The sequence below is a fragment of the Bradyrhizobium sp. RD5-C2 genome, from assembly GCF_019972155.1.
Taxonomy (GTDB): Bacteria; Pseudomonadota; Alphaproteobacteria; order Rhizobiales; family Xanthobacteraceae; genus Bradyrhizobium.
This window is the reverse complement of sequence record NZ_BOVL01000005.1, coordinates 364,977-385,215: the sequence shown is the minus strand read 5'-3', so window position 1 is coordinate 385,215 and position 20,239 is coordinate 364,977. Positions and strand designations below refer to the sequence as shown.

Sequence of the window (20,239 nt, the reverse complement as noted above, 5' to 3'; positions counted from 1 at the left end):
GATCGGCGCGCCACCGGAAGGGTGTGAATCGCGAAGGGGGCCTTGCCAAAACGTGGGAAGTCGCAACAAAGTTGATGCGGGACGCCCGGCATCCGACCGAGCAGCATTTGAAGCGGCGCTCAAGGTTTCGACAATGACAAAACAAATCCGGCTCAACGCCTTTGCCATGAACTGCGTGGCGCATCAGTCGCCGGGGCTCTGGACCCATCCGCGCGATCGCACCAAGGACTACAACAAGCTGTCCTACTGGACCGATCTGGCGAAGACGCTGGAGCGCGGCCGGTTCGACGGCCTGTTCCTCGCCGACGTGCTCGGCGTCTACGACGTCTATGCGGGCAATCCGGATGCGGCGCTGCGCAACGCGGCGCAGACCCCGGCCAACGAGCCGTTGATGCTGATCCCGGCGATGGCCGCGGTGACCGAACATCTCGGCTTCGGCGTCACCAGCAATCTTTCCTTCGAGCCGCCCTACCCGTTCGCGCGGCGGATGTCGACGCTCGATCACCTGACCGGCGGCCGGGTCGGCTGGAACGTGGTGACCGGCTATCTCGATAGTGCCGCGCGCGGTGCCGGCAAGGACAAGCAGACCGCGCATGACGACCGCTACGAGCTCGCCGACGAATATATGGAGCTGGTCTACAAGCTCTGGGAAGGCAGCTGGGAGGACGACGCCGCGATCCGCGACGTCGCGCGCGGCATCTTCACGGATCCTGCGAAGGTGCATCGCGTGCAGCACGAGGGCAGCAACTACCGCCTCAACGCGATCCATCTCTCCGAGCCGTCGCCGCAGCGCACGCCGGTGCTCTACCAGGCCGGCACCTCGCCGCGCGGCCGGCAGTTCGCCGCCGAGCACGCCGAGTGCGTGTTCATGTCGGGCCCGTCAGCGAAGGTGATCGGCCCGCGGGTGTCGGCAATCCGCGAGCTCGCCGCCGAGAAGGGCCGCAACGCGGCCGAGATCCTGATGTTCTCGATGATGTGCATCGTAGTGGCACCGACCGAAGCCGAGGCGAAGGCGAAATATGCCGAGTATCGCAGCCATATCAGCCATGAAGGCGCGCTGGCGCTGATGTCGGGCTGGACCGGCGTCGATTTCTCGACCTATTCGCTCGACCAGGAGGTCCGTCACGTGCAGAACGACGCCGGCCGCTCGGCGATGGACAACGTCACCCGCGCCGATCCCGATCGGGTCTGGACCGTGCGCGAGGTCGCCGAGCATGTCGGCATCGGCGGCGCCGGCCCCGTGGTGGTCGGCTCGCCCGAGCAGGTCGCCGACAAGATCGAGCAATGGTTCGAGGACACCGACGTCGACGGCCTCAACGTCGCGTTTGCGATCTCGCCCGGCGATTTCGAGGATATCGCCGACATGCTGGTGCCGGAGCTCGTCAAGCGCGGCCGCTACAAGCGGGAGTATGCCAAAGGCACGCTGCGCGAGAAGCTGTTCGGCGCGGGACGAGCGAGGCTGGACTCGACGCATCCGGCGGGGCGATATCGGGTAAAGTCGCAGGCAAACGCAGCGGAGTGATTGTCTCCGTCATTGCGAGCGAAGCGAAGCAATCCATCGTTCCGCATATGCGAAGCAATGGATTGCTTCTTCGCTTCGCTCCTCGCAATGACGGGGTACCGCACAGCTCACCATCCCGTCATCCTAAGGAGCGCGCTCTTGCGCGCGTCTCGAAGGATCGACGGCCACGGCCGGGCCGTCGACCCTTCGAGACGCGCTTCGCGCTCCTCAGGGTGACGGTGTGAGAGTAAGCGTCGGCTAATTCACCGAATTGCTCACCATCACCTCGATCAGCTTCGCGCCGGGACGGCTGAACGCGGACTTCATCACGCCCTTCAGCTCCTGCGGGTCCGTCACCTTGATCGCCTCGAGCCCGAGCGAGCGTGCGACGCCGGTGAAATCGACCGGCGGATCGATGAAATCCATCCCGACATAATTGTCATCGCCGTGGAAGGCGAGCAGGCGCTGCTTGATGATGCGATAGCCGCCATTGTTGACGATGACGAAGGTCAGCGGCAGCTTGTGATTGGCCGCGGTCCACAGCGACTGGATCGAATACATCGACGAGCCGTCGCCGGAATAGCACACCACCGGGCGCTGCGGATTGGCTAGGCTGACGCCGACCGCGGCCGGCAGGCCCCAGCCGATGCCGCCCGAAGCGAGCGCGTGATAGCCGAAGCGGTCGCGATGCGGGCGCAGCGCGAGGATCTGCCGCGACGAGGTCAGGCCCTCGTCGACCAGGATCGCGTTATCCGGCATCGCCTCCACGACCTGCAGCGCCAGCCAGTCCGGATCGATCGGCGATTTCAGGTTCGCCTTCGAGATCTGCTCGACCAGCGCCTTGCGCTTCGCCGCCCAGTTCTTCGTCGACAGCGCCGCGAGTCGCTGCTTCGCACGCGCCTCCAGCGCGCCACCGCCGAGCTCCTTCAATGCCGGGACCAGCGCGCGCAGCGTCTCCTTGACGTCAGCCTTGACCGCGATCTCGGCGCCATAGTTCTTGGCGAGATCGCTGTCGACCAGACCGACCTGCACGATCGAGAGTCCGTCCGGCAGCGGATCGACCTCGCTATAGACCGACATCCGCAGTGGATCGCCGCCGAGCGCGATCAACAGATCATACGGCGCCAGCACATCGCGCGCGACCTTCTGCAGCCGCGCGATCGCGCCCATGAAACTCGGGCTCTCGGAGAGGAAGTGCGAACCATAGGGCGTCGGCGATTGCCAGGCCGGGCAGCCCAGCGTCTCGGCGAGATCGGCGGCCTCGCGCAGCGCGTCGCTCTTGACGATCTCGTCGCCGACGACGATCACCGGACGCTCGGCTTTCAGGATGCGCGCGGCCAGCGCCTTCAACGAATCTTCCGACGGCCGGACGCGCGTGTCGACCCGGGTGGAGCGGCCGAGCTCGATGCCGGCCTCGGCGTTGAGAATATCGCCGGGCAGCGAGATGAACACCGGTCCCGTCGGCGGCGTGGCCGCGATCTTGGCAGCGCGGCGCACGATGCGCGGCAGGTCCTCCAGCCGCGTCACCTCGACCGCCCATTTCACCAAGGGCGTGGCCATCTGCACCAGCGGTCCATAGAGCACCGGCTCGGTCAGGCCGTGGCCCTGTTCCTGCTGGCCGGCGGTGAGGATCAACGGCGTGCCGGTGAAGCTCGCATTGTAGAGCGAGCCCATCGCATTGCCGAGGCCGGGCGCGACATGGACGTTGCAGGCGACCAGCTTGCCGGAGGCGCGGCTGAAACCATCGGCCATCGCGACGACCAGGCTCTCCTGCATCGCCATCACATAGGTGAGGTCAGGATGATCCTTCAGCGCATGCATGATCGGCAATTCGGTGGTGCCGGGATTGCCGAACAGATGCGTGACGCCCTCGTCCTTCAGCAGCGCCAGGAAAGCCGAGCGGCCGGTAATGCGATTCTTCATGTTCCCTCCAGGCCTGCCGGCGCGTTGGCCGACGGCGCCGGAGGAGATGACCAAACTTGCGCTTGGGGAGCAATCGAGCGGCCGGTCATGGCCGCATTCCGCTGGCGCGCGCCTGGCTCTCCGGGCTCATCATTTCACTCCGCCGGCCAGTCCCTCGAAAGCCGGCGTTGGGCAGACGTGAACCTCGACGGCAGCCATCGAATTGCGCGGCTGACTTTAACGCTACTTTAGCCAGAGTGTCCTAAAGCGACGATGGTTTGCCTTCATCAAGCACATAGAACAGCATGCAGGGCCCGCAGTTGGCTCGCTTCGATCGCGGGGGTTCAGTCATGGACGCGCTGGCGGCCTGGAACGGAACCAGGCTCGATAGAGGACCGGGAACGATCGGGCGCGAGAAGCCGGGTCTCTATGTCTTCCTGATCGCAGTCACGTCGCTGTACTACCTGTCGAACGGGCCGCTCCTGCTCGGCCACCTTGATCTCGGATGGCACCTCGCCGCCGGAGACCTGATCAGGGAGCGCGGCAATGTCCCCTTCCAGGATCCATGGTCGTTCACCCTCGGCGACCGGCAATGGTACAATCTGTCCTGGCTCTGGGACGTGATTGCCAGCGTGGTGTTTCAATACACGGGGTATATCGGTCTCACACTGTCAGTCGTTGCATGTGGCGCCGTCATCACCGGATATCTTGCATCGATCTGCCTGCGCAGCGGCGCCTCGACGCTCGCGGTCGGCATTTCCGTTCTCGCCGCGTGCGTGCTCTACCCGGCGTTCGTGACCGCGCCGAATTCCTATCTCGCCGCTTCGCCGAACACCCCCACCATGCTGTTCTGCGTCGTCTTCTACGCAGAGTGTTTGAAGCGAACCAGATGGTTCCTGCTGCCGGTGATGATGGTGCTTTGGGCCAATCTGCATGGCGGCTTTGTGCTCGGGCTTTTCATCATCGGCTTTTTTGGAGCCACGTCCGTGCTCAGGCGGGACTGGGCCGGTTTTAGGATCTACAGTTTCGCAGCAGCCGGCTGCCTTGTCGCAATCCTGATCAATCCTCTCGGCTGGCGCATCTACGACGGCGTCACCACCACGCTGGGCCATTTTGCGCAGGCGAACATCACCGAGTGGTGGTCTTATTCCGCGAACTTCAGCGTGCCCGGGAGCATTCCCGGCATCGTCTATATCGCGATATTTGCCGCGTTCGAGCTGCGCCACCCAGCTGCTTCGCCGGCTCCTCTGGAGTCGCGGCTGCTGTCCTGGCTGTTTCTGCTGCTGGGATTCTATCAATACCGGTACATGTCCTTCTTCTTCATGTTCGCAACGGTGCCGCTGGCGCTTCACATCGACCGGGTGCTGCCCAAGCAACTCAACGACCTCAAGGTCCAGGGCTCGTTGCTGGTCGCCGGCATCGTCGCAATGTGCGCGCTGCCGTTGACCTTGATGTACGTCAAGCCGGCGCTCGCACTTCCCCAGCTGCTGTCGGAGCAGGATGCGCGTTATCTTCAAAGCCATTTTCCGCATGCGCGGCTGCTGAACCACTGGAACGTCGGCGGGCTCCTGATCTTCTACACACGCGGTGCGGTACCGGTGTTCGTCGACGGCCGGTCGGCCACCGCCTATCCCGATGAGCTGCTGCGCGACTATTTCAGCCTCATCAGATGGGAAATCGATGAAGCCGCCTGGGACACCGTGCTTGCCAAGTACAAGATCGATACGGTGCTCTGGGTGAAGGCGCACGAACCTCTGAAGCGGTTCCTCGTGGACAAGAGAGGGTGGACTGAGGAATACGTAGGGTCGGAAGAGGTCGTCTACGTGAAGCACTGACGCAACGTTGCGTGCGACCGCCTCCCCCGAATGCCGGCACGCGAGCTGGCGTCCTAGAACATCCCCTCGCGCTCGCTGCGCTTCTTCTTTTTCGAACGCTGCCAGACCACGCCGGGATAGCCCTTCAGCGGCACCAGCGGCTCGCCGGTGTAGGCCCACTCCTGCAATTCCTCGATCGCGATGTGATAGAGCGGCTGCCGGCCGGTGCGCCCGGAGAACAGCGCGCGCGGGATGTTGACCATGTGCGGCGACCGGGCGCGCTCGTAGATGATGGGCGTACCGCAATTGGCGCAGAAGCTGCGTGCGGTCTTGTTTTTCGCGTCCTCATAGCGCGAGAGCTCGCTTTCGCCTTGCGTGATGCGGAAGCGCTTCTTCCAGCTGCCGACATAGGTCGCATAAACAGCGCCATGGGCGCGGCGACTCGCGGCGGTGTGATCGTGCCAGGCCCAGCGCGCCGGCACATCGATCTCGAACCGCACCTTGCCGCACAGGCACTGGCCGGCCGCAGGCTTCGCCAGCGCCACCGGTTTCGGCTTTTTCGTCGGCTCGAACTCGTCGTCCGGAAACATCGGGAGCTCTCCGGCTTTGTCCGCCGTCATTGCGAGCGAAGCGAAGCAATCCATCTATCGCGCGTGAGGAGCGATGGATTGCTTCGTCGCTCCGCTCCTCGCAATGACGAGGAAGGAAGCATTGTAGCCCGGACGCAGCGAAGCGAAATCCGGGCTACGAAGTCACGCCTGCGCCAACTCGTCGTGGGCGGGATAGTCCGTATAGCCCTTCTCCTCGCCGGCATAGAAGGTCGCGCGGTTGTACTTGGTCAGCGGGTAGCCGCGCTGCAGGCGGCGCGGCAGATCCGGGTTGGAGATGAAATAGCGGCCGAACGCGATCGCATCGGCATGACCTTCCGCGACCGCGCTCTGCGCGCTGTCGCCGACGAAATTGCCGGCGGTGATCAGCACACCGCTCCACATCGGGCGGTACAGCACCATCGCGGATGGCACGTTCTGCCAGTCGACCTCGGCACGGCCGGTGCCCGAAGCGCGCGGCTCGATGAAATGCAGATAGGCGAGCCCGAACTTGTCCAGCGCCTTGATGGCGTGGCTGTAGAGCGGCATCGGGTCGGCCTCGCCGCTGCCATTGGCAATGCCGTAGGGCGATAGCCGCACGCCGACGCGGTTAGCGCCCCAGACCTCGGTCACCGCCTGCGCCACTTCCAGCAGGAAGCGGACGCGGTTCTCGATCGAGCCGCCATACTGGTCGGTGCGCAGATTGCTGCGCGATTGCAGGAACTGCTCGATCAGATAGCCGTTGGCGCCGTGGATCTCGACGCCGTCGAACCCGGCGGCGAGCGCGTTCTTCGCGCCCTGCCGGTAGGCCTCGACCATCACGGCGACCTCGCCGGTCGTAAGCGCACGCGGCGTCTCGTAGTCGACCACCTTGCCGTCCGCCGTCATGCACCTGAACTCGGCGGGGATCGCGACCGCCGACGGCGCCACCGGCAGCGCGCCATCGGGCTGGAACGAGGAATGCGAGACGCGTCCGACGTGCCAGAGCTGCAGGAAGATCAGCCCGCCCTTGGCGTGCACGGCATCCACCACCTCGCGCCAGCCCGCGATCTGGGCCTCGCTGTAGATGCCGGGGACGCCGGGATTGCCGAAGCCGGTCGCGACCACCGGCGAGGCTTCCGCGATCAAGAGGCCGCCGGGCGTGGCGCGCTGCGCGTAATATTCCGCGTTCATCGGCCGCGGCGCGAGGCTCGGCCGCGCCGCCCGCATCCGCGTCAGCGGCGCCATCACGACACGGTGCTTCAGCTCATAGGGACCGACCTTGAGCGGCGAAAACAGCGATGGAGAACTCATGCCTACCCCGATTATTTTTTGTGATGTCCCGTTATGTCACGGGTTCATCTTGTTCGCAAAAGCAGGTAGTGGCAATCTAGCGAACAGACAAGCAGGCTTGCCATGTCGAAACCGAGCGCCACATTGCTCCCCTCATTGAGCGTCCGCATCGATCTCGATGCCGAAGACCGCATCGGACCGGGCAAGATCCTGCTGCTCGAGCAGATCAAGGAATGCGGCTCGATCTCCGCCGCCGGCCGCGCCATGGACATGAGCTACAAGCGCGCCTGGGACTTGGTCGACGAGATCAACCGCATCTGCCGGCAGGCGGCGGTGGAACGCCAGACCGGCGGCAAGAACGGCGGCGGCGCGGTGCTGACCCCGTTCGGCCTCTCCTTGGTGGCGCGCTACCGCAAGATCGAACGCGATGCGGCGACCGCCGTGCGCAAGGACCTCGAAGCCCTGCGCAGCGACATCGGCAAGCCGAAGAAGGCCGCGGGGCGGTAAACGCAAGAGCCGGTGGTCGTTGCAGGGGCGCTTACGAAAATATCGAAAACAACCCCATGCACAGTAACCGGCGGCGGCCGGCGTTCGACAACGCAACTTGACGCGTCGGGCAAATCAGGGATATTATTCTAATATTCCGAAATCATGCAGGCATTGGGGTGAGGACTTCCCTCCGCGAGCACGCCGAACATTGAGACCTGTACCCCTCGCCCGGATTGCATCTATCGATGCAATCCGACCTCTCCCCGCAGGCGGGGAGAGGTGAGAAGAAGCAAGCGCTAGCCCGTGTTGATCCAGACCGCCTTGACGTTGAGATACTCCTCGACGTGCTGCTTGCCGGACTCGCGGCCGTAGCCGCTCATCTTGTAGCCGCCGAACGGCACCGCCGGATCCATCGCCTGGTAGCAATTGACCCAGACCGAGCCGGCGCGCAGCGCCTTGGCGACCTGGTGCGCCTTGCTGACATTGGTGGTCCACACGCCCGAGCCGAGACCGAAGGTCGTAGCATTGGCGCGCTTGATCAGCTCGTCCGGATCCTTGAAGGAGATCGCCGAGATCACCGGGCCGAAGATCTCCTCCTGCGCGATGCGCATGTTGTCCTGCACATTGGCAAACACGGTCGGCTGCACGAAATAGCCCTTCGACAGCGCGCCCTCGGTGAGGCGCCCGCCGCCGGCCAGCGCCTTGGCGCCTTCCTTCTGGCCGATGTCGAGATAGCCGGAGACGCGGTCCATCTGCTGCTGCGACACCAGCGGCCCAATCTGGGTGTTGGGATCGAGGCCGTTGCCGACCTGCAGCTTCTTGCCGAACTCGGCGACGCGGCCGACGAACTCGTCATAGACCTTCTGCTCGACGAACAGCCGCGTGCCGGCGCTGCAGATCTGGCCGGAATTGGCGAACACGGCCATCGCAGCGCCCGGCACCGCGGCGTCGAGATCGGCGTCGGCGAACACGATGTCCGGCGACTTGCCGCCGAGCTCGAGCGAGACGCGCTTGAGGTTGCCGGCCGAGGCACGGATGATCGATTGTCCCGTGACGTGCGAGCCGGTGAAGGCGACCTTATCGACATCGGGGTGCGAGGCAAGCGCGGCACCCGCGGTCTCGCCATAGCCCGGCACGACGTTGACGACGCCGGGCGGAATGCCGGCCTCCATGCAGAGCTCGCCGATGCGCAGCGAAGTCAGCGGCGATTCCTCGGCCGGCTTCAGCACCACGGTGCAGCCGGTCGCGATCGCAGGGCCGATCTTCCAGATCGAGGCGGTCAGCGGCCCGTTCCAGGGGATGATGGCGCCGACCACGCCGATCGGCTCCTTCAGCGTGTAGGAGAAGATCTCGCCAGGCAGCGAGTTCTCGATGGTCTCGCCGTGGATCGCGGTCGCTTGTCCGGCGTAGTAGCGCAGCATGCCGAGCGCGCGCAGCCGGTTGCCGCGGGTGCGGCTGATCGGCGCGCCCATGTCGAGCGTGTCGAGCTGGGACAGTTCCTCGAAATTGGCCTCGACCAGCTCGGCGAGCTTGAGCAGCATGTTCTGCCGCTCGAACGGCTTCACCTTGCTCCACGGCCCTTCGAAGGCGCGACGCGCGGCCGCAACCGCGCGGTTGATGTCCTCGGCATCGCCTTCGGCGACGGAGGCGAGCAATTCACCGGTGGCGGGGTTGTGGGTTTCGAATTTCTTGCCGGAGGCGGCGTCGACCCATTTGCCGTCGATCAGCATCTGCTTGTAGGAGCCATCGGCATAAGGATGGCGCGTGATCGGAATAGCCTGCGATACAGCCATGTTTGCACTCCCTGTAAAATGTCGGCTGAGGTGTTTTGGAAGCGTTATATCGGCGATTCTACAGCGCGGCCGCGAAACCGTAAAGCGAGGCAAGCGTTGTCGAGGGTGGCGCGCATGAAAACCTCCCATGCACCCGCGTGCATGGTGGGTGCGATATGCTAGGTAAGGGTCTTCTTGTTTGACGCGTTTTCTTCACGCGAACCGGGAACCACTTCGCTTGAAAACGCTATGCTAACCTCAGCCACAGATGTGTCCGGAGACCGACGATGCCCCACCCCGTGATATCAGCCAATCATGTTGCCGTGATCACCGGAGGCGCATCCGGCATCGGGCTTGCCGCCGCGACGCGGTTTGCCGAAGCCGGCATGAAGGTCTGCATCGCCGATCTCGGCGATGACAGGCTGAAGGCAGCTGCGGCAAAACTGTCATCTGCCGCACCCGGCGGCGCCGCCGACATCATGGCGGCTGCGGTCGACGTCAGCCGCGCCGACGAGGTCGCAGGCCTTGAGGCCGCCGTCGCGAAAAAGTTCGGCGGCACCGACATCCTGATGAACAATGCCGGCATCCAGCCCGGCAGCTCGATGTTCGGGCCTGCGGACAATTGGCAGCGCATCCTGGGCGTCAATCTGTGGGGCGTGATCAACGGCACGCAGGCGTTTGCGCCCAACATGATCAAGCGCGGCCGGCCGGGGCTGATCATCAACACCGGTTCCAAGCAGGGCATCACCACGCCGCCGGGCGATCCCGCCTACAATGTCTCCAAGGCCGGCGTGAAGGCGTTCACCGAGGCGCTGCAGCACGAGCTGCGCAACACCGACGGCTGCGAGATCACGGCGCATCTGTTGATCCCGGGCTTTGTCTTCACCGGGCTGACCGCGCGCGACCGCACCGAGAAGCCGGCCGGCGCCTGGACGTCGGAGCAGACCGTCGACTTCATGATCGAGCACCTCGCAGCCGGCGATTTCTACATCCTCTGCCCGGACAACGACGTGCCGCGCGCGCTCGACGAACGCCGCATCCTGTGGGCCGCCGGCGACATCGTCGAGAACCGCCCGCCGCTGTCGCGCTGGCACCCGGATTTCGGCGATGCGTTCGCGGCGTTCGTAAAGGGGAACTAGATGCGTAGGGTGGGTTAGCGAAGCGTAACCCACCGCCGGTCTCTCATCCGCACGAGCATTCGTTGCGCGAAGTTGGCGGGTTACGGCTTCGCCTAACCCGCCCTACGATTACGGCCCGCCCGGCAGCGTCACGGGAACGAAGCCGAACGCCCTCAGTGTCGCCTGCCCCTGCGGCGACATCAGATACATCGCGAAATCCGCCGCGCCTGCCTGCGCCTTGCGCGAGACGGTCAGCCCGTATTCCGGTCCGACCACGAGCTCCGGCGGCAGCGCGACCGACTTGTATTTTGCGGAGTCGCGCACGATCTGCTGCGCGCCCGAGCAGTAGTAGACCAGGAGATCGATTCGGTGCTGGTCGATCGCAGCCAGCAGATCGCTGACGGTCATCGTGGTGGCGGGGCCGCCGAACAATTGCTGCGCCTTCTTCGACAACGTGTCGAAAGCGCCGGGGTGCATCGCGTCGACCTTGCGGAACATCTCCCAGGTATAGTCGCCGGACGGATCGGAGACCGGTGTCGATGTTGCAATCTTGATCTCGGGCTTGAGCATCGTCTCGACGAGACGATCGGTGTCCAGCGGACGATCGGCCGACGTGACGACGCACATCGCGTTCTTCGTGAACAGCATGCTGGGCCCGGAAATGCCCGCATCGGTGAGCGTCTGCGCATGCGGCAATGCCGCTGACGCGAACACATCGAAGGCCTCGCCCTTCTGCAACCGCTCGCGCAAGCCGCCCGAAGGTCCAAACACCGGCGCGAAACTGTGGCCGTACTGCTTGCCAAAATCCGCGAAGACGGCAGCAAACGCGTCCTTCAGGCTGCCCGCGGCCATCACCTTAAGCTCGGCTGCCGAGGCCGCGGACGAAAGACCAATCAAGAGGGCTATCAACAATGCGCGCATCGATAAACTCCAGTCGCCGTCATTCCGGGGCAGCCCGAAGGGCTGAGCCCGGAAGCCATTTCGCCACAACGCATGCGGCCCAATGGATTCCAGGCTCGCGCTGCGCGCGCCCTCAGGTGCGCAACCGCGCACCGGGGAATGACGATGTATGAAGTTGATACGGATGTCATCCGGTCGATGGACTAATTCGCCCGCACCCGCACCGGTGTCTCCGGCTGCGACACCAGCGCCTCGCCGAGTTCGCTCTGCTGGGCGCGCGGGATCGAGAAGCAGACGCTGAAGCCGTCCGACGTCTTGAGCGTCATCATGCCATGGGCCGGATCGGTCGACTGCTCGAGCACCCATGAATCCAGCGGATAGGCGTAGCGCAGGCTCTGGTCGCCGAAACGGGTCTGCAGCGCCTTGCTGATCAGCCCGGGCAGCGTCATGACCAGCGCGCCGACCTGGTTGATCGACAGGCGGATGGTTGCGGGCTCACCCTTGCCGTCGACGAATCCCAGCGAAATGGCGCAGCCGTCGGGCGCGACTTCGCAGGTGGTGAGCTCCTGGGTTTCGATCTGCATACCAGCACTCCGGGTCATTTCTTCGTTATATTCGTAAAGATATATCGCTCGGCCGGCCGCCGTCCAGCCGTTATTCGGGGACCATCTTTGGCCGTGGCCCACCCACCGCAATCGTGATATATGACAAGATATAGCGAGGCCCGCGAAGGGCCCGTTTGACCAGGGAGAGCAAAGCCTATGAGTGATTACAAGCTTCTCATCGACGGCAAGATGGTACCCGGCGACCAGACCATGCCGGTGCTCAATCCGGCGACCGAAGAGGTGGTGGCGCAATGCCCCCGCGCCTCCAAGGAGCAGCTCGACAAGGCCGTCGCCGCCGCGAAGGCCGCCTATCCCGCTTGGGCCGCCACGCCGATGGAAGAGCGTCGCAAGCTCATCATCAAGATGGCTGAGGCGATCGAGGCCAACACCAACGAGCTCGCACACATCCTGACCAGCGAGCAGGGCAAGCCGCTCGCGGATGCCACCGGCGAGGTGATGGGCATGGCGGGCTTCTTCCGCTACCTCGGCTCGCTCGACCTGCCGATGCGCGTGGTCGAGAATTCCGGCGACCGCAAGGTCGAGGCCTATCGCCGCCCGCTCGGCGTGGTCGGCGCGATCATTCCCTGGAACTATCCGCTGCTGATCCTGGCGTTCAAGCTGCCGTCGGCGCTGCTCGCCGGCAACACCCTGGTGGTGAAGCCTGCGCCCACCACGCCGCTGGCCTCGCTGCGCTTCGCCGAGCTGGTCAAGGACATCCTGCCGAAGGGCGTGCTGAACTTCATCGCCGATGCCAACGATCTCGGCGATCACATGACCAAGCACCCTGATATCCGCAAGATCTCCTTCACCGGCTCGACCGCAACCGGCCAGAAGGTGATGGCGAGCGCGTCGCAGACGTTGAAGCGGATCACGCTCGAGCTCGGCGGCAACGACGCCGGCATCGTGCTCGACGACGTCGACCCGAAGAAGGTGGCGCCCGGCATCTTCGAGGGCGCGTTCCAGAACTCCGGCCAGGTCTGTCTCGCCATCAAGCGGCTCTATGTGCACGAATCCGTCTATGACGAGATCTGCAACGAGCTGGTCGCGATTGCGAAGAACACCGTGGTCGATGACGGCTCCAAGCAGGGCACCAAGCTCGGCCCGCTGCAGAACAAGATGCAGTACGAGAAGGTGAAGGCGTTCCTCGACGACGCCCGCAAGAACGGCAATGTGATCGCCGGCGGCGCCGCGATTGACCGTCCCGGCTATTTCATCGAGCCGACCATCGTGCGCGACATCAAGGAAGGCTCCAAGCTGGTCGACGAGGAGCAGTTCGGCCCGGTGCTGCCGGTGATCAAATATTCCGACAAGGATGACGTGATCCGCCGCGCCAACGCCACCACTTACGGCCTCGGCGCGTCGGTGTGGTCGTCCGACATCAAGCGCGCGCATGAGGTCGCGACCCAGATCGAGGCCGGCACGGTGTGGATCAACAAGCACCTCGACATGGCCCCGAACATTCCGTTCGGCGGCGCCAAGCAGTCGGGCATCGGCACCGAATTCGCCGAGGAAGGTCTCGCCGAATTCACCCAGCTGCAGATCATCAACGGCCCGCCGGCCGCCTGATCCGAAAACATGCGGCCGCGGCGCCTTGGCACCCCTTAATGCCCCTTGGCGCCGCGGCCGCCGCTCTCCTCCACAACGAACAGAGCCCATCATGTTCGATGCCCAATGCGACCTTGCCGCCCTGGTTTATGACGACAGGGACGATCCCGACGCCATCCTGCGCGACTTCGCCGGCGAGCTGAAGGCGCACGGCGCGCGCGTGGTCGGCATGGTGCAGACTGGCCAATGCGCGGACTCCAGCCTTTCGGCAGTGCTGGTCCATAGCGGCGAGACGCTGCTGCTGGCGCAGCCGCCCGCTCCTGGTGCCACCGGCTGCAAGCTCGATCTGTCGCGGCTGCAGGACGCCGGCGTCCGCGTCGCCGACGCGCTCGCCGAAGGCGCCGATCTCGTCATCGTCAACCGCTTCGGCAAGCGGGAACGCGACGGCAAGGGCCTTGGCTTCGTGATCGAGCGCGCGCTCGACGCCGATATTCCCGTCGTGATCGCGGTGTCACGCCAAAGCTTTGCCGACTGGATCAAATTCGCCGGCGGCATGAGCGTGAAGCTCGCCTGCGACCGCCACGCGCTGGACGCCTGGTGGCGCAACGTCTCGCTGCGAACCGCGGCCCGGATCGCGCCGGATCACATCACGGTCTGCGAGGCGTTCAAGTAGAGGTGCTTCGTAGGATGGGTTAGCTGACCCATCCTATTCTATTTATCCCGTCATCCTGAGGTGCGAGCGGAGCGAGCCTCGAAGGATGCACGGCCCGGCCGGTGGCCGTCGATCCTTCGAGACGCGCTACGCGCTCCTCAGGATGACGGGGCATGCAGAATCGAAGGATGAGTTAGCGAGCCCCACCATACAGACCACGGCCCCGCTTACAGCGTTTCCTGCTTGTGGTCACAGTTCTTGCAGGTGAACTTGACGCGGGACTGGCCCTTTTCCGCCTGCACACGGTTCGGCGCGCCGCATTTGCCGCAGACGGCCTCGATCCGGGTCGTGCCCTGCCTGATGACCAGGTTCCGCTTTTCCATGGTCTCGCGGATCAGGCGCTCGGCCTCCTCGCGCAACGATTGCTTCGACATTAACCCCACCGGTCATTGGTTTGCGGGCGGCGTCATAGCACGACCCCGTGAAGCTTTGACAGCAGATATCGAGCTCTATTTCTGAGTATATCCTAGAGCGTTTTCGAGCGACGTGGATACCGGTTCGCGTGACGAAAACGCGTCAATACAAAAAAATCTACACGATGAGCCGATCGACCGGCAGCCGGAAATGCCGCGGTTCCAGCGGTTTTGCGGGCCGGCCGATGCGGAACACGTTGACGAGGCGCAGATCGGTGCCGATCCTGCCGAGCTTGCGCAGCCGGTCGTTGAAGTCAGGGTGATCGGCCAGCGCCGAGATCGGGCATGCCACCAGCCCGGCGCGATCGATCTCCAGCCAGCCGCGGTAGAAATGCCGCCCCGTCGTGAGTGGATCCTCACCGACCGGACGACAGAACAGCACGATCGCCGCGGCCGAGGCGGTCTTGGCGCTGTCTGACAGCAGCGATGCGGCAAGACCAAGTCGATCGAGCGGCCTGAACAGGCTACCCAGCACGAAGCGGGCGGCGGTGGCCTCGACTGCATTCATGGCGAGCGCATCGCGATTGAGACCATCCAGCAGATAGTGCGGATGGTCGGGCGACAACCGCATCCATGCGAGCAGTTCGGCCCGATAGTCGTCGCCGTGCACGAAGGAGAATTCGGCCTGGTCGGCCCAGCCGGCGATATCGGCAATTGCCTGGCGATCCCCGATGCAGACCAGATCGTCACGCGCGACGGCGAGCTGCACCAGCGGCGCGGGCTCATCGGGCGACGCCGCAAATTTGCCGCGCCACGACATGCGGTGCGCCACATGGCCGGCCAACGGATCGGGCGCGACACCCTGCCTGATCGCAAAGCTGCAGAGCGCGCCAAATTGCGGTGACAGCGGTTGCTCGATCGTGGTCATCGCCGTGATGGCGAAGCCGCGGCGGTTAAGCGCAAGACTCATGCCCTCCAGCGCCGCACCGTGCGAGACGAGAACATCATGCCCCGCGGGATCCGCGATCGGCGCGCGCACCGAGGTGTCGTCGACCAGCGCCAGCCGCCCGTCGCCGAGCAGGCGCCAGCGGGTCGGCTGGATGTTATGGACGCTCGGCGCCAGCCGCGCCTCGGCGACCAGTTCGCGCAGCAAATCCGGCGTCAGCTCGCTCATGCCGCGGCCAGCCGCTTGGTGAACAGATGCAGCCGGTGCAGCGGCGTGGCGCCGGCCTTCTCGACCTGGCGCAGCGACGGCGCGTTGATGTCCGCGATCCAGGTGCCGCCGAGCGTGCGGTAGCCGGCCTCCTGCAACGCCAGCGCGGTACGGTAGAGCATCGCGCCGTTGAGGCCGCGATTGTGCAGATCGCGGCAGACCGACTGATAGATCAGCACTGCGCGGGTGTTCAGCATGCGGTGCTGCACGAATTTGAACGGCGCGGTCAGACCGATGCGGCCGCCGATCGCTTTGATCAAGGGATTGAGGTCCGGGATTGCGATGATCGCGCCGGCGGGCCGGCCGCGGTGATAGACCACGGTCGAAATCCGCTTGTCGATGATCCACATCATGTCACCGGCCTGGAACCGATATTCGGCCGCGGTCGGCGGCACGAACATCGGGTTGTCGGCAAAACCGTCGTTCAGGATCAGGCGCGCATCTTCCAGCCGGACCTTGAAGGCGGAGCGCTTGATCGGCTGCCAGACGAAATCCTTGTCAGTTAGCACCGCCCGCTGCTTGTCGCCGAGCAGCTGCTCCGGCTTACCGCCGTCGAGCGCGATCTCGAACGTCGTCATCGGAAACGTCGCCGCATAGCCGGCGCGTTCGAGGTGTTGCGCGATATGCGGCGGCGACCACATCATGTCGGTGAACGGCGCATGGTCGAACCCGTCGGTCATCACCCCGATCTGCTGCATCGCCGTGAGATTGAAATTGCCGGCGATGCGGGTCATGCCGCGCGCGGACAACCACTGCTCGGCAGTGCGCAGCAGCGCATCGGCCACATCGAGATCGTCGACACAGTCGAAGAAGCCGAACGCGCCGTGGCGCGTGCCGTGCTTACGGTTGGAGGCATCGTGGATCGAGGCGGCGATGCGGCCGACCGGGCGGCCGTCGCGATGCGCCGAGAACAGCGCAAAGCGGCCATGGCCTTCCGTGACGAACGGATTCTTCGCGGCATCGAACATCCGGTCGAAATCGCTCCACAGCGGCGGCACGTAGAGGCTGTCGGGCCCATAGGCATTGAGGGCGGCGTCGAAGGCCGCCTTGCGGTCGCCCTCCCGGATCTCGATCGTCATTTGGCCTCCGGGGTCAGCGCCAGCAGCCGCCGCACCAGCGCCAGCGCGGTTTCGGTGGCCGGATCGGCCGCGGTGACGGGCACCGCGAGCACGATCAGGTCGAGCGGATCATGCGCGAGCACGATGACATGGGAGGCGTTGTTGGCGGTCATCAGCGAGACCATGCGCTCGGCGGCGGGGTCGGTCGGCGCCAGTCCCCACGGCGCCTCGGAGCGGCGCAGCACGCGCCTGGTCGACAGGAAATCGCGGAGCAACCGCGGATCGTAAGGTCCAAGCTCGTCTTCGCGGAAACGCCGCGCGCTCTCGAAGATCGGATGCCGTGCGAGTTCGGCGATCAACTGCTCCCGCGTCTGCGCCGGTGACGCCGCGACCGAATTTAGCACGCCGGGCTCCTGCGATTCGAACAGCGCCCGCAACGCGTCGGTCATCAGCCCGATGGTCAGCACGCCGGCGATCGCCACCGCGACGAACCGGATCATCTGCGCGGCATCGACGTCAGGCGCCATGAAGGCGGCGGCGAGCCCGAGCAGCCCCGAAGAGATCAGCCGCAGCGCCATCATCGCGAGCCCATGCCGCCGCGTCTCGGCGCCGCCGCCGGCGATCAGCATCACGGTCACCGTGAGCAGCGCGCCCAGCGCGCCGAGCCGGACCGGAATGTCGGGAAACAGCGTGCGGAAATCGGTCAGGATGAACGGGATCACCACCAGCGCCCCCACCGCCATGCGGCCGATGCTGCGGTTCTCCGAGGCCATCAGCGCCGCGCGGTCGCGCGTCGCCAGCAGCAGCGCGCAGGTGGCGAAGCCCACGAGCTGGAACAGGGCCAGCGCGACTGCATAAGGCATCGCAAAGCGCTGCAACCCGAACAGGCCGCCGAGGCCGAGCAGGATGCCGCCCGCGAGCGCTGCGATCTTGACTGCGCGCGGCGCGTGGCGGCGCAGGATGCCTTCGGTGACGATCAGCGCACCGAGCGGAATCAGCGCGGCCGGGATCACCGAGAGACGATCCAGCAGCCAGCTTCCGCTCCACCACGCCAGGCCGCGGTCGAGGAACAAGGTCGCGATCACGCCGAGCGCGAGCAGCAGGCGGCGGGTCAGCGGGCTCCTCGGATCGCGCCGGTAGAACGTCATCATCGCCACCGCGACGCCGATGGCGCCGCAGAGATTGACGATGGAATCGGCGATCACCCCCGAGGTCATGCGACGCCCGTCAATTGATCGATCGCCCGCCGCACCAGCGGGCGCATCAGGGCGGCGATCAGCGCATTGCGCGGCTTCTCGATCGCCGGCCGGTGCGGGTTGAGGAACCAGCCGCGGCAATCGGTGCCGGAGGTGCGGCCGAGGATCAGCGCGACCGCCTCATAGGCCATCAGCATGCCGGTCGAGATCACCATCGGTGCGAACGACATCCGGCTGCGGCGACCGGCCGCGACTTCGCCGGCGATGGCGAGGTCGACATAGTTGCGCGAGGAGGAATGCAGCATGACGTGCTCGATCTCGGCACGCATCGCGGCGCGACGGTCGTCCTCGGTGATCTCGGTCCAGTCCTTGGCCAGCGTCGGAAAGCCGAGGCGCTCCTCGGGCCTGGGATCGTGCGGGCGCACCACGATCACCGACGGCAGCGGCGACATATAGGCGTCGATCACGGTTGCGTCGGCGCGCTTGGCGGTCCGGTACAGATGCACGCCGGCGGCGATATCGTCCATGCCGTTGACGATGACCGGGCAGCGTTCGGCAATGCCGGCGAGCTCACTGGTCCAATTCTCGCCGAGCACCTCGACCTCGATGGTCGGATTGATGCGTTTGGCGGCTTCGGCGGCGACCGCCGCCTTCTCGCGGCCGACCTCGTCGGCAAAGGCGAACACCTGACGATTGAGGTTGGAGACCTCGAAGCGGTCGATGTCGGCGATCACGAACTTGCCGACGCCGGCGCGCGCCAGCGCCATGAACGCCGCGCCGCCCATGCCGCCGACGCCGCAGACGAACACCCGCGCCCGGCGCAAGAGCTGCTGCTCGTGCTCGTCGATGAAGCCGATGTTGCGGCCGGTGAACGAGTAATAATCGAAGTTCATCGCGCGGTCCCGTTGTCCTGCTTGCGCGGCCGCAATGTGCCGAAGGCGCGGGTGTCGTCCATCCAGTAGACCACCGGCAGCACCAGCCGCTGCAACGCCAGCATCGCGGACGCCGCAAGCAGCGCCGGCAATGAGCCCGAAGGCACCTCGCTCATCAGATAGCGCCGCGCGCCGCCAAGATCGACGCGGCCGAGCTGCAGCACATCGTCGCCGCGGCCGTAATCCAGCTCGCGCTCGCAAAATTCGTTGTAGACGGCATCGCGATGCTTCGGCGCGATCTCAAAGGTCTTCTTCAGCGCATCCGAGCCGCCGGTATAGGCATTGGTGATGACCGAGCGGGCCTCGTCGAAACCGGCCTCCTCGCCGACGCCGAACACCGCGCGATGCCGTGCCATGATGCCGCGCGCCAGCTGTAGATGCGCAAAACTCTGCCGCGCGCCCGGCAGCGGCGACGGAAATACGTCCGAGAAGGTGTCGCTGACCATGCCGACCACGGCCGGCACCTGGGTGACGTTGGAGATCCATTTCGGCCGCAAACCATCGCGGGCGAACAGCACCAGCGCGGTCAGGCCGTAAAGCACCCAGGACAGGCCCTGCCCGCGCACATCGGGATCGACCATGACGAGGCCGAGATGGGTGACTTCGGTCGGCTCGCCGTCGAGCGGCACGTCCATCACCGACAGCGCGTTGAAGGCGATCGGCCGCCCGGTGTCTTCCTCTGAGATCAGCGTGATGACAGCGCGCGACAGCCGCTCGGGCTCGCCGGAGAAGATGCCGTAGCTCAGGCTCTCCTCGGGCAGGGTCTTGGCGGCGACGATGCGGAGCTGCGCGACCAGCGCATCGAGCTCGTCCTTCGGCAGCGACAGGCCAGGCGATTCGACGATGCGGGTGCGCTGGCCGGCCTGGGTGCGCAAGGTGAGATCTATGGTCGGCTGCGACAGCGCCTTCAGCCAGAAGCCGCCATGGCTGCGCAGGCCGTCAAAGGCCGCGCGCGCCTTGCCAAGAGTCTTGGCAAAGCTCCTGCTGCCGCGCGAAGCGGGCGTGCGATTGTCCGTGGACGCCATTTCTCTGTCCCTCGGGCGCGATCTCTGCACTTTGGCCTGTTAAAGAGCCATGAGTGCAACTTGGCGCTGTTTGCCGCAGGGTAAACAAGGCCTTCCGGAAACGGAACAAGTTGGTGGTAAGCGGCTTGCGGCCTATCCACCGTCATTGCGAGCGCAGCGAAGCAATCCATCGTTCCGCGTACGTGGCGCGATGGATTGCTTCGTCGCTACGCTCCTCGCAATGACGTGGAGAGTTTTGGGCATTG

18 protein-coding genes are annotated in these 20,239 nt (G+C 65.2%); 6 read left to right on the top strand and 12 right to left on the bottom strand.

Going from position 1 to position 20,239, the window contains the following annotated elements; all coding sequences use genetic code 11:
- Positions 1-133: 133 nt before the first annotated feature.
- Positions 134-1,522 carry an LLM class flavin-dependent oxidoreductase gene (locus tag BraRD5C2_RS04075; RefSeq protein WP_223967021.1) on the top strand — a complete coding sequence of 463 codons (1,389 nt, stop codon included), beginning with the start codon at positions 134-136 and terminating at the stop codon, positions 1,520-1,522.
- Positions 1,523-1,759: 237 nt separating this feature from the next.
- On the opposite strand, the gene BraRD5C2_RS04070 is transcribed toward BraRD5C2_RS04075, so the two are convergent.
- Entirely contained in the window at positions 1,760-3,424 is a 1,665-nt protein-coding gene (locus BraRD5C2_RS04070; protein ID WP_223967019.1) for a thiamine pyrophosphate-binding protein, read from the bottom strand.
- Between the two features lie 329 nt (positions 3,425-3,753).
- On the opposite strand from BraRD5C2_RS04070, the gene BraRD5C2_RS04065 reads away from it, so the two are divergent.
- Positions 3,754-5,238, top strand: a complete 1,485-nt coding sequence (locus tag BraRD5C2_RS04065) for a hypothetical protein (protein ID WP_223967017.1) — start codon at positions 3,754-3,756, stop codon at positions 5,236-5,238.
- Positions 5,239-5,291: 53 nt separating this feature from the next.
- Here BraRD5C2_RS04065 and BraRD5C2_RS04060 read toward each other — a convergent pair whose 3' ends face one another.
- Together BraRD5C2_RS04060 and BraRD5C2_RS04055 are read right to left on the bottom strand one after the other, a co-directional pair.
- Positions 5,292-5,807, bottom strand: coding sequence for a GFA family protein (locus tag BraRD5C2_RS04060; protein WP_223967015.1), 516 nt, complete (start codon positions 5,805-5,807; stop codon positions 5,292-5,294).
- A 162-nt stretch (positions 5,808-5,969) separates the two neighbouring features.
- Entirely contained in the window at positions 5,970-7,097 is a 1,128-nt protein-coding gene (locus BraRD5C2_RS04055) for an alkene reductase (RefSeq protein ID WP_223967013.1), read from the bottom strand.
- 102 nt (positions 7,098-7,199) lie between these two features.
- On the opposite strand from BraRD5C2_RS04055, the gene BraRD5C2_RS04050 reads away from it, so the two are divergent.
- The gene (locus BraRD5C2_RS04050; RefSeq protein WP_223967012.1) at positions 7,200-7,583 is read left to right on the top strand and encodes a winged helix-turn-helix domain-containing protein; all 384 of its coding nucleotides are present in this window, start codon (positions 7,200-7,202) and stop codon (positions 7,581-7,583) included.
- Between the two features lie 278 nt (positions 7,584-7,861).
- Here the strand turns inward: BraRD5C2_RS04050 and BraRD5C2_RS04045 are convergent, their stop codons facing one another.
- Positions 7,862-9,358, bottom strand: a complete 1,497-nt coding sequence (locus BraRD5C2_RS04045; RefSeq protein ID WP_223967011.1) for an aldehyde dehydrogenase family protein — start codon at positions 9,356-9,358, stop codon at positions 7,862-7,864.
- A 266-nt stretch (positions 9,359-9,624) separates the two neighbouring features.
- Here BraRD5C2_RS04045 and BraRD5C2_RS04040 point away from each other — a divergent pair, with 266 nt between their 5' ends.
- Positions 9,625-10,476 (top strand): SDR family NAD(P)-dependent oxidoreductase, encoded by an 852-nt coding sequence (locus tag BraRD5C2_RS04040; RefSeq protein WP_223967010.1) that lies wholly within the window; start codon positions 9,625-9,627, stop codon positions 10,474-10,476.
- Between the two features lie 108 nt (positions 10,477-10,584).
- Here BraRD5C2_RS04040 and BraRD5C2_RS04035 read toward each other — a convergent pair whose 3' ends face one another.
- Both BraRD5C2_RS04035 and BraRD5C2_RS04030 read right to left on the bottom strand, forming a co-directional pair.
- Entirely contained in the window at positions 10,585-11,376 is a 792-nt protein-coding gene (locus BraRD5C2_RS04035; RefSeq protein ID WP_223967009.1) for a substrate-binding domain-containing protein, read from the bottom strand.
- Positions 11,377-11,558: 182 nt separating this feature from the next.
- The gene (locus BraRD5C2_RS04030; RefSeq protein WP_223967008.1) at positions 11,559-11,939 is read right to left on the bottom strand and encodes a hypothetical protein; all 381 of its coding nucleotides are present in this window, start codon (positions 11,937-11,939) and stop codon (positions 11,559-11,561) included.
- 177 nt (positions 11,940-12,116) lie between these two features.
- Here BraRD5C2_RS04030 and BraRD5C2_RS04025 point away from each other — a divergent pair, with 177 nt between their 5' ends.
- A complete protein-coding gene (locus BraRD5C2_RS04025; RefSeq protein ID WP_223967007.1) occupies positions 12,117-13,526 on the top strand; it encodes an aldehyde dehydrogenase family protein in 1,410 nt (469 codons plus the stop codon).
- A gap of 91 nt (positions 13,527-13,617) precedes the next feature.
- On the top strand, positions 13,618-14,178 hold the full coding sequence (locus tag BraRD5C2_RS04020; protein ID WP_223967005.1) for a DUF2478 domain-containing protein: 561 nt from the start codon (positions 13,618-13,620) through the stop codon (positions 14,176-14,178).
- 206 nt (positions 14,179-14,384) lie between these two features.
- On the opposite strand, the gene BraRD5C2_RS04015 is transcribed toward BraRD5C2_RS04020, so the two are convergent.
- From BraRD5C2_RS04015 to BraRD5C2_RS03990, 6 genes are all read right to left on the bottom strand, one after another.
- Positions 14,385-14,591 carry a hypothetical protein gene (locus BraRD5C2_RS04015; RefSeq protein WP_223967003.1) on the bottom strand — a complete coding sequence of 69 codons (207 nt, stop codon included), beginning with the start codon at positions 14,589-14,591 and terminating at the stop codon, positions 14,385-14,387.
- A 157-nt stretch (positions 14,592-14,748) separates the two neighbouring features.
- Positions 14,749-15,744, bottom strand: a complete 996-nt coding sequence (locus BraRD5C2_RS04010; RefSeq protein ID WP_223967001.1) for a nitroreductase family protein — start codon at positions 15,742-15,744, stop codon at positions 14,749-14,751.
- Positions 15,741-16,862 carry a GNAT family N-acetyltransferase gene (locus BraRD5C2_RS04005; RefSeq protein ID WP_223967000.1) on the bottom strand — a complete coding sequence of 374 codons (1,122 nt, stop codon included), beginning with the start codon at positions 16,860-16,862 and terminating at the stop codon, positions 15,741-15,743. The genes BraRD5C2_RS04010 and BraRD5C2_RS04005 overlap by 4 nt, the downstream gene beginning before the upstream one ends.
- Positions 16,859-18,058 carry a hypothetical protein gene (locus tag BraRD5C2_RS04000; RefSeq protein ID WP_223966999.1) on the bottom strand — a complete coding sequence of 400 codons (1,200 nt, stop codon included), beginning with the start codon at positions 18,056-18,058 and terminating at the stop codon, positions 16,859-16,861. Before BraRD5C2_RS04000 ends, BraRD5C2_RS04005 begins: the two co-directional genes overlap by 4 nt.
- Positions 18,055-18,930, bottom strand: coding sequence for a HesA/MoeB/ThiF family protein (locus BraRD5C2_RS03995; RefSeq protein ID WP_223966998.1), 876 nt, complete (start codon positions 18,928-18,930; stop codon positions 18,055-18,057). Before BraRD5C2_RS03995 ends, BraRD5C2_RS04000 begins: the two co-directional genes overlap by 4 nt.
- Complete coding sequence (locus BraRD5C2_RS03990; protein ID WP_223966996.1) at positions 18,927-19,994, bottom strand: hypothetical protein; 1,068 nt, start codon at positions 19,992-19,994, stop codon at positions 18,927-18,929. The genes BraRD5C2_RS03995 and BraRD5C2_RS03990 overlap by 4 nt, the downstream gene beginning before the upstream one ends.
- Positions 19,995-20,239: the final 245 nt, after the last annotated feature.

What these genes read in the sequence shown, in the direction of transcription:
- BraRD5C2_RS04075 (WP_223967021.1), top strand. Translation starts at nt 134, where the DNA reads ATGACAAAACAAATCCGGCTCAACGCCTTTGCCATGAACTGCGTGGCG.
- BraRD5C2_RS04070 (WP_223967019.1), bottom strand. Translation starts at nt 3,424, where the DNA reads ATGAAGAATCGCATTACCGGCCGCTCGGCTTTCCTGGCGCTGCTGAAG.
- BraRD5C2_RS04065 (WP_223967017.1), top strand. Translation starts at nt 3,754, where the DNA reads ATGGACGCGCTGGCGGCCTGGAACGGAACCAGGCTCGATAGAGGACCG.
- BraRD5C2_RS04060 (WP_223967015.1), bottom strand. Translation starts at nt 5,807, where the DNA reads ATGTTTCCGGACGACGAGTTCGAGCCGACGAAAAAGCCGAAACCGGTG.
- BraRD5C2_RS04055 (WP_223967013.1), bottom strand. Translation starts at nt 7,097, where the DNA reads ATGAGTTCTCCATCGCTGTTTTCGCCGCTCAAGGTCGGTCCCTATGAG.
- BraRD5C2_RS04050 (WP_223967012.1), top strand. Translation starts at nt 7,200, where the DNA reads ATGTCGAAACCGAGCGCCACATTGCTCCCCTCATTGAGCGTCCGCATC.
- BraRD5C2_RS04045 (WP_223967011.1), bottom strand. Translation starts at nt 9,358, where the DNA reads ATGGCTGTATCGCAGGCTATTCCGATCACGCGCCATCCTTATGCCGAT.
- BraRD5C2_RS04040 (WP_223967010.1), top strand. Translation starts at nt 9,625, where the DNA reads ATGCCCCACCCCGTGATATCAGCCAATCATGTTGCCGTGATCACCGGA.
- BraRD5C2_RS04035 (WP_223967009.1), bottom strand. Translation starts at nt 11,376, where the DNA reads ATGCGCGCATTGTTGATAGCCCTCTTGATTGGTCTTTCGTCCGCGGCC.
- BraRD5C2_RS04030 (WP_223967008.1), bottom strand. Translation starts at nt 11,939, where the DNA reads ATGCAGATCGAAACCCAGGAGCTCACCACCTGCGAAGTCGCGCCCGAC.
- BraRD5C2_RS04025 (WP_223967007.1), top strand. Translation starts at nt 12,117, where the DNA reads ATGAGTGATTACAAGCTTCTCATCGACGGCAAGATGGTACCCGGCGAC.
- BraRD5C2_RS04020 (WP_223967005.1), top strand. Translation starts at nt 13,618, where the DNA reads ATGTTCGATGCCCAATGCGACCTTGCCGCCCTGGTTTATGACGACAGG.
- BraRD5C2_RS04015 (WP_223967003.1), bottom strand. Translation starts at nt 14,591, where the DNA reads ATGTCGAAGCAATCGTTGCGCGAGGAGGCCGAGCGCCTGATCCGCGAG.
- BraRD5C2_RS04010 (WP_223967001.1), bottom strand. Translation starts at nt 15,744, where the DNA reads ATGAGCGAGCTGACGCCGGATTTGCTGCGCGAACTGGTCGCCGAGGCG.
- BraRD5C2_RS04005 (WP_223967000.1), bottom strand. Translation starts at nt 16,862, where the DNA reads ATGACGATCGAGATCCGGGAGGGCGACCGCAAGGCGGCCTTCGACGCC.
- BraRD5C2_RS04000 (WP_223966999.1), bottom strand. Translation starts at nt 18,058, where the DNA reads ATGACCTCGGGGGTGATCGCCGATTCCATCGTCAATCTCTGCGGCGCC.
- BraRD5C2_RS03995 (WP_223966998.1), bottom strand. Translation starts at nt 18,930, where the DNA reads ATGAACTTCGATTATTACTCGTTCACCGGCCGCAACATCGGCTTCATC.
- BraRD5C2_RS03990 (WP_223966996.1), bottom strand. Translation starts at nt 19,994, where the DNA reads ATGGCGTCCACGGACAATCGCACGCCCGCTTCGCGCGGCAGCAGGAGC.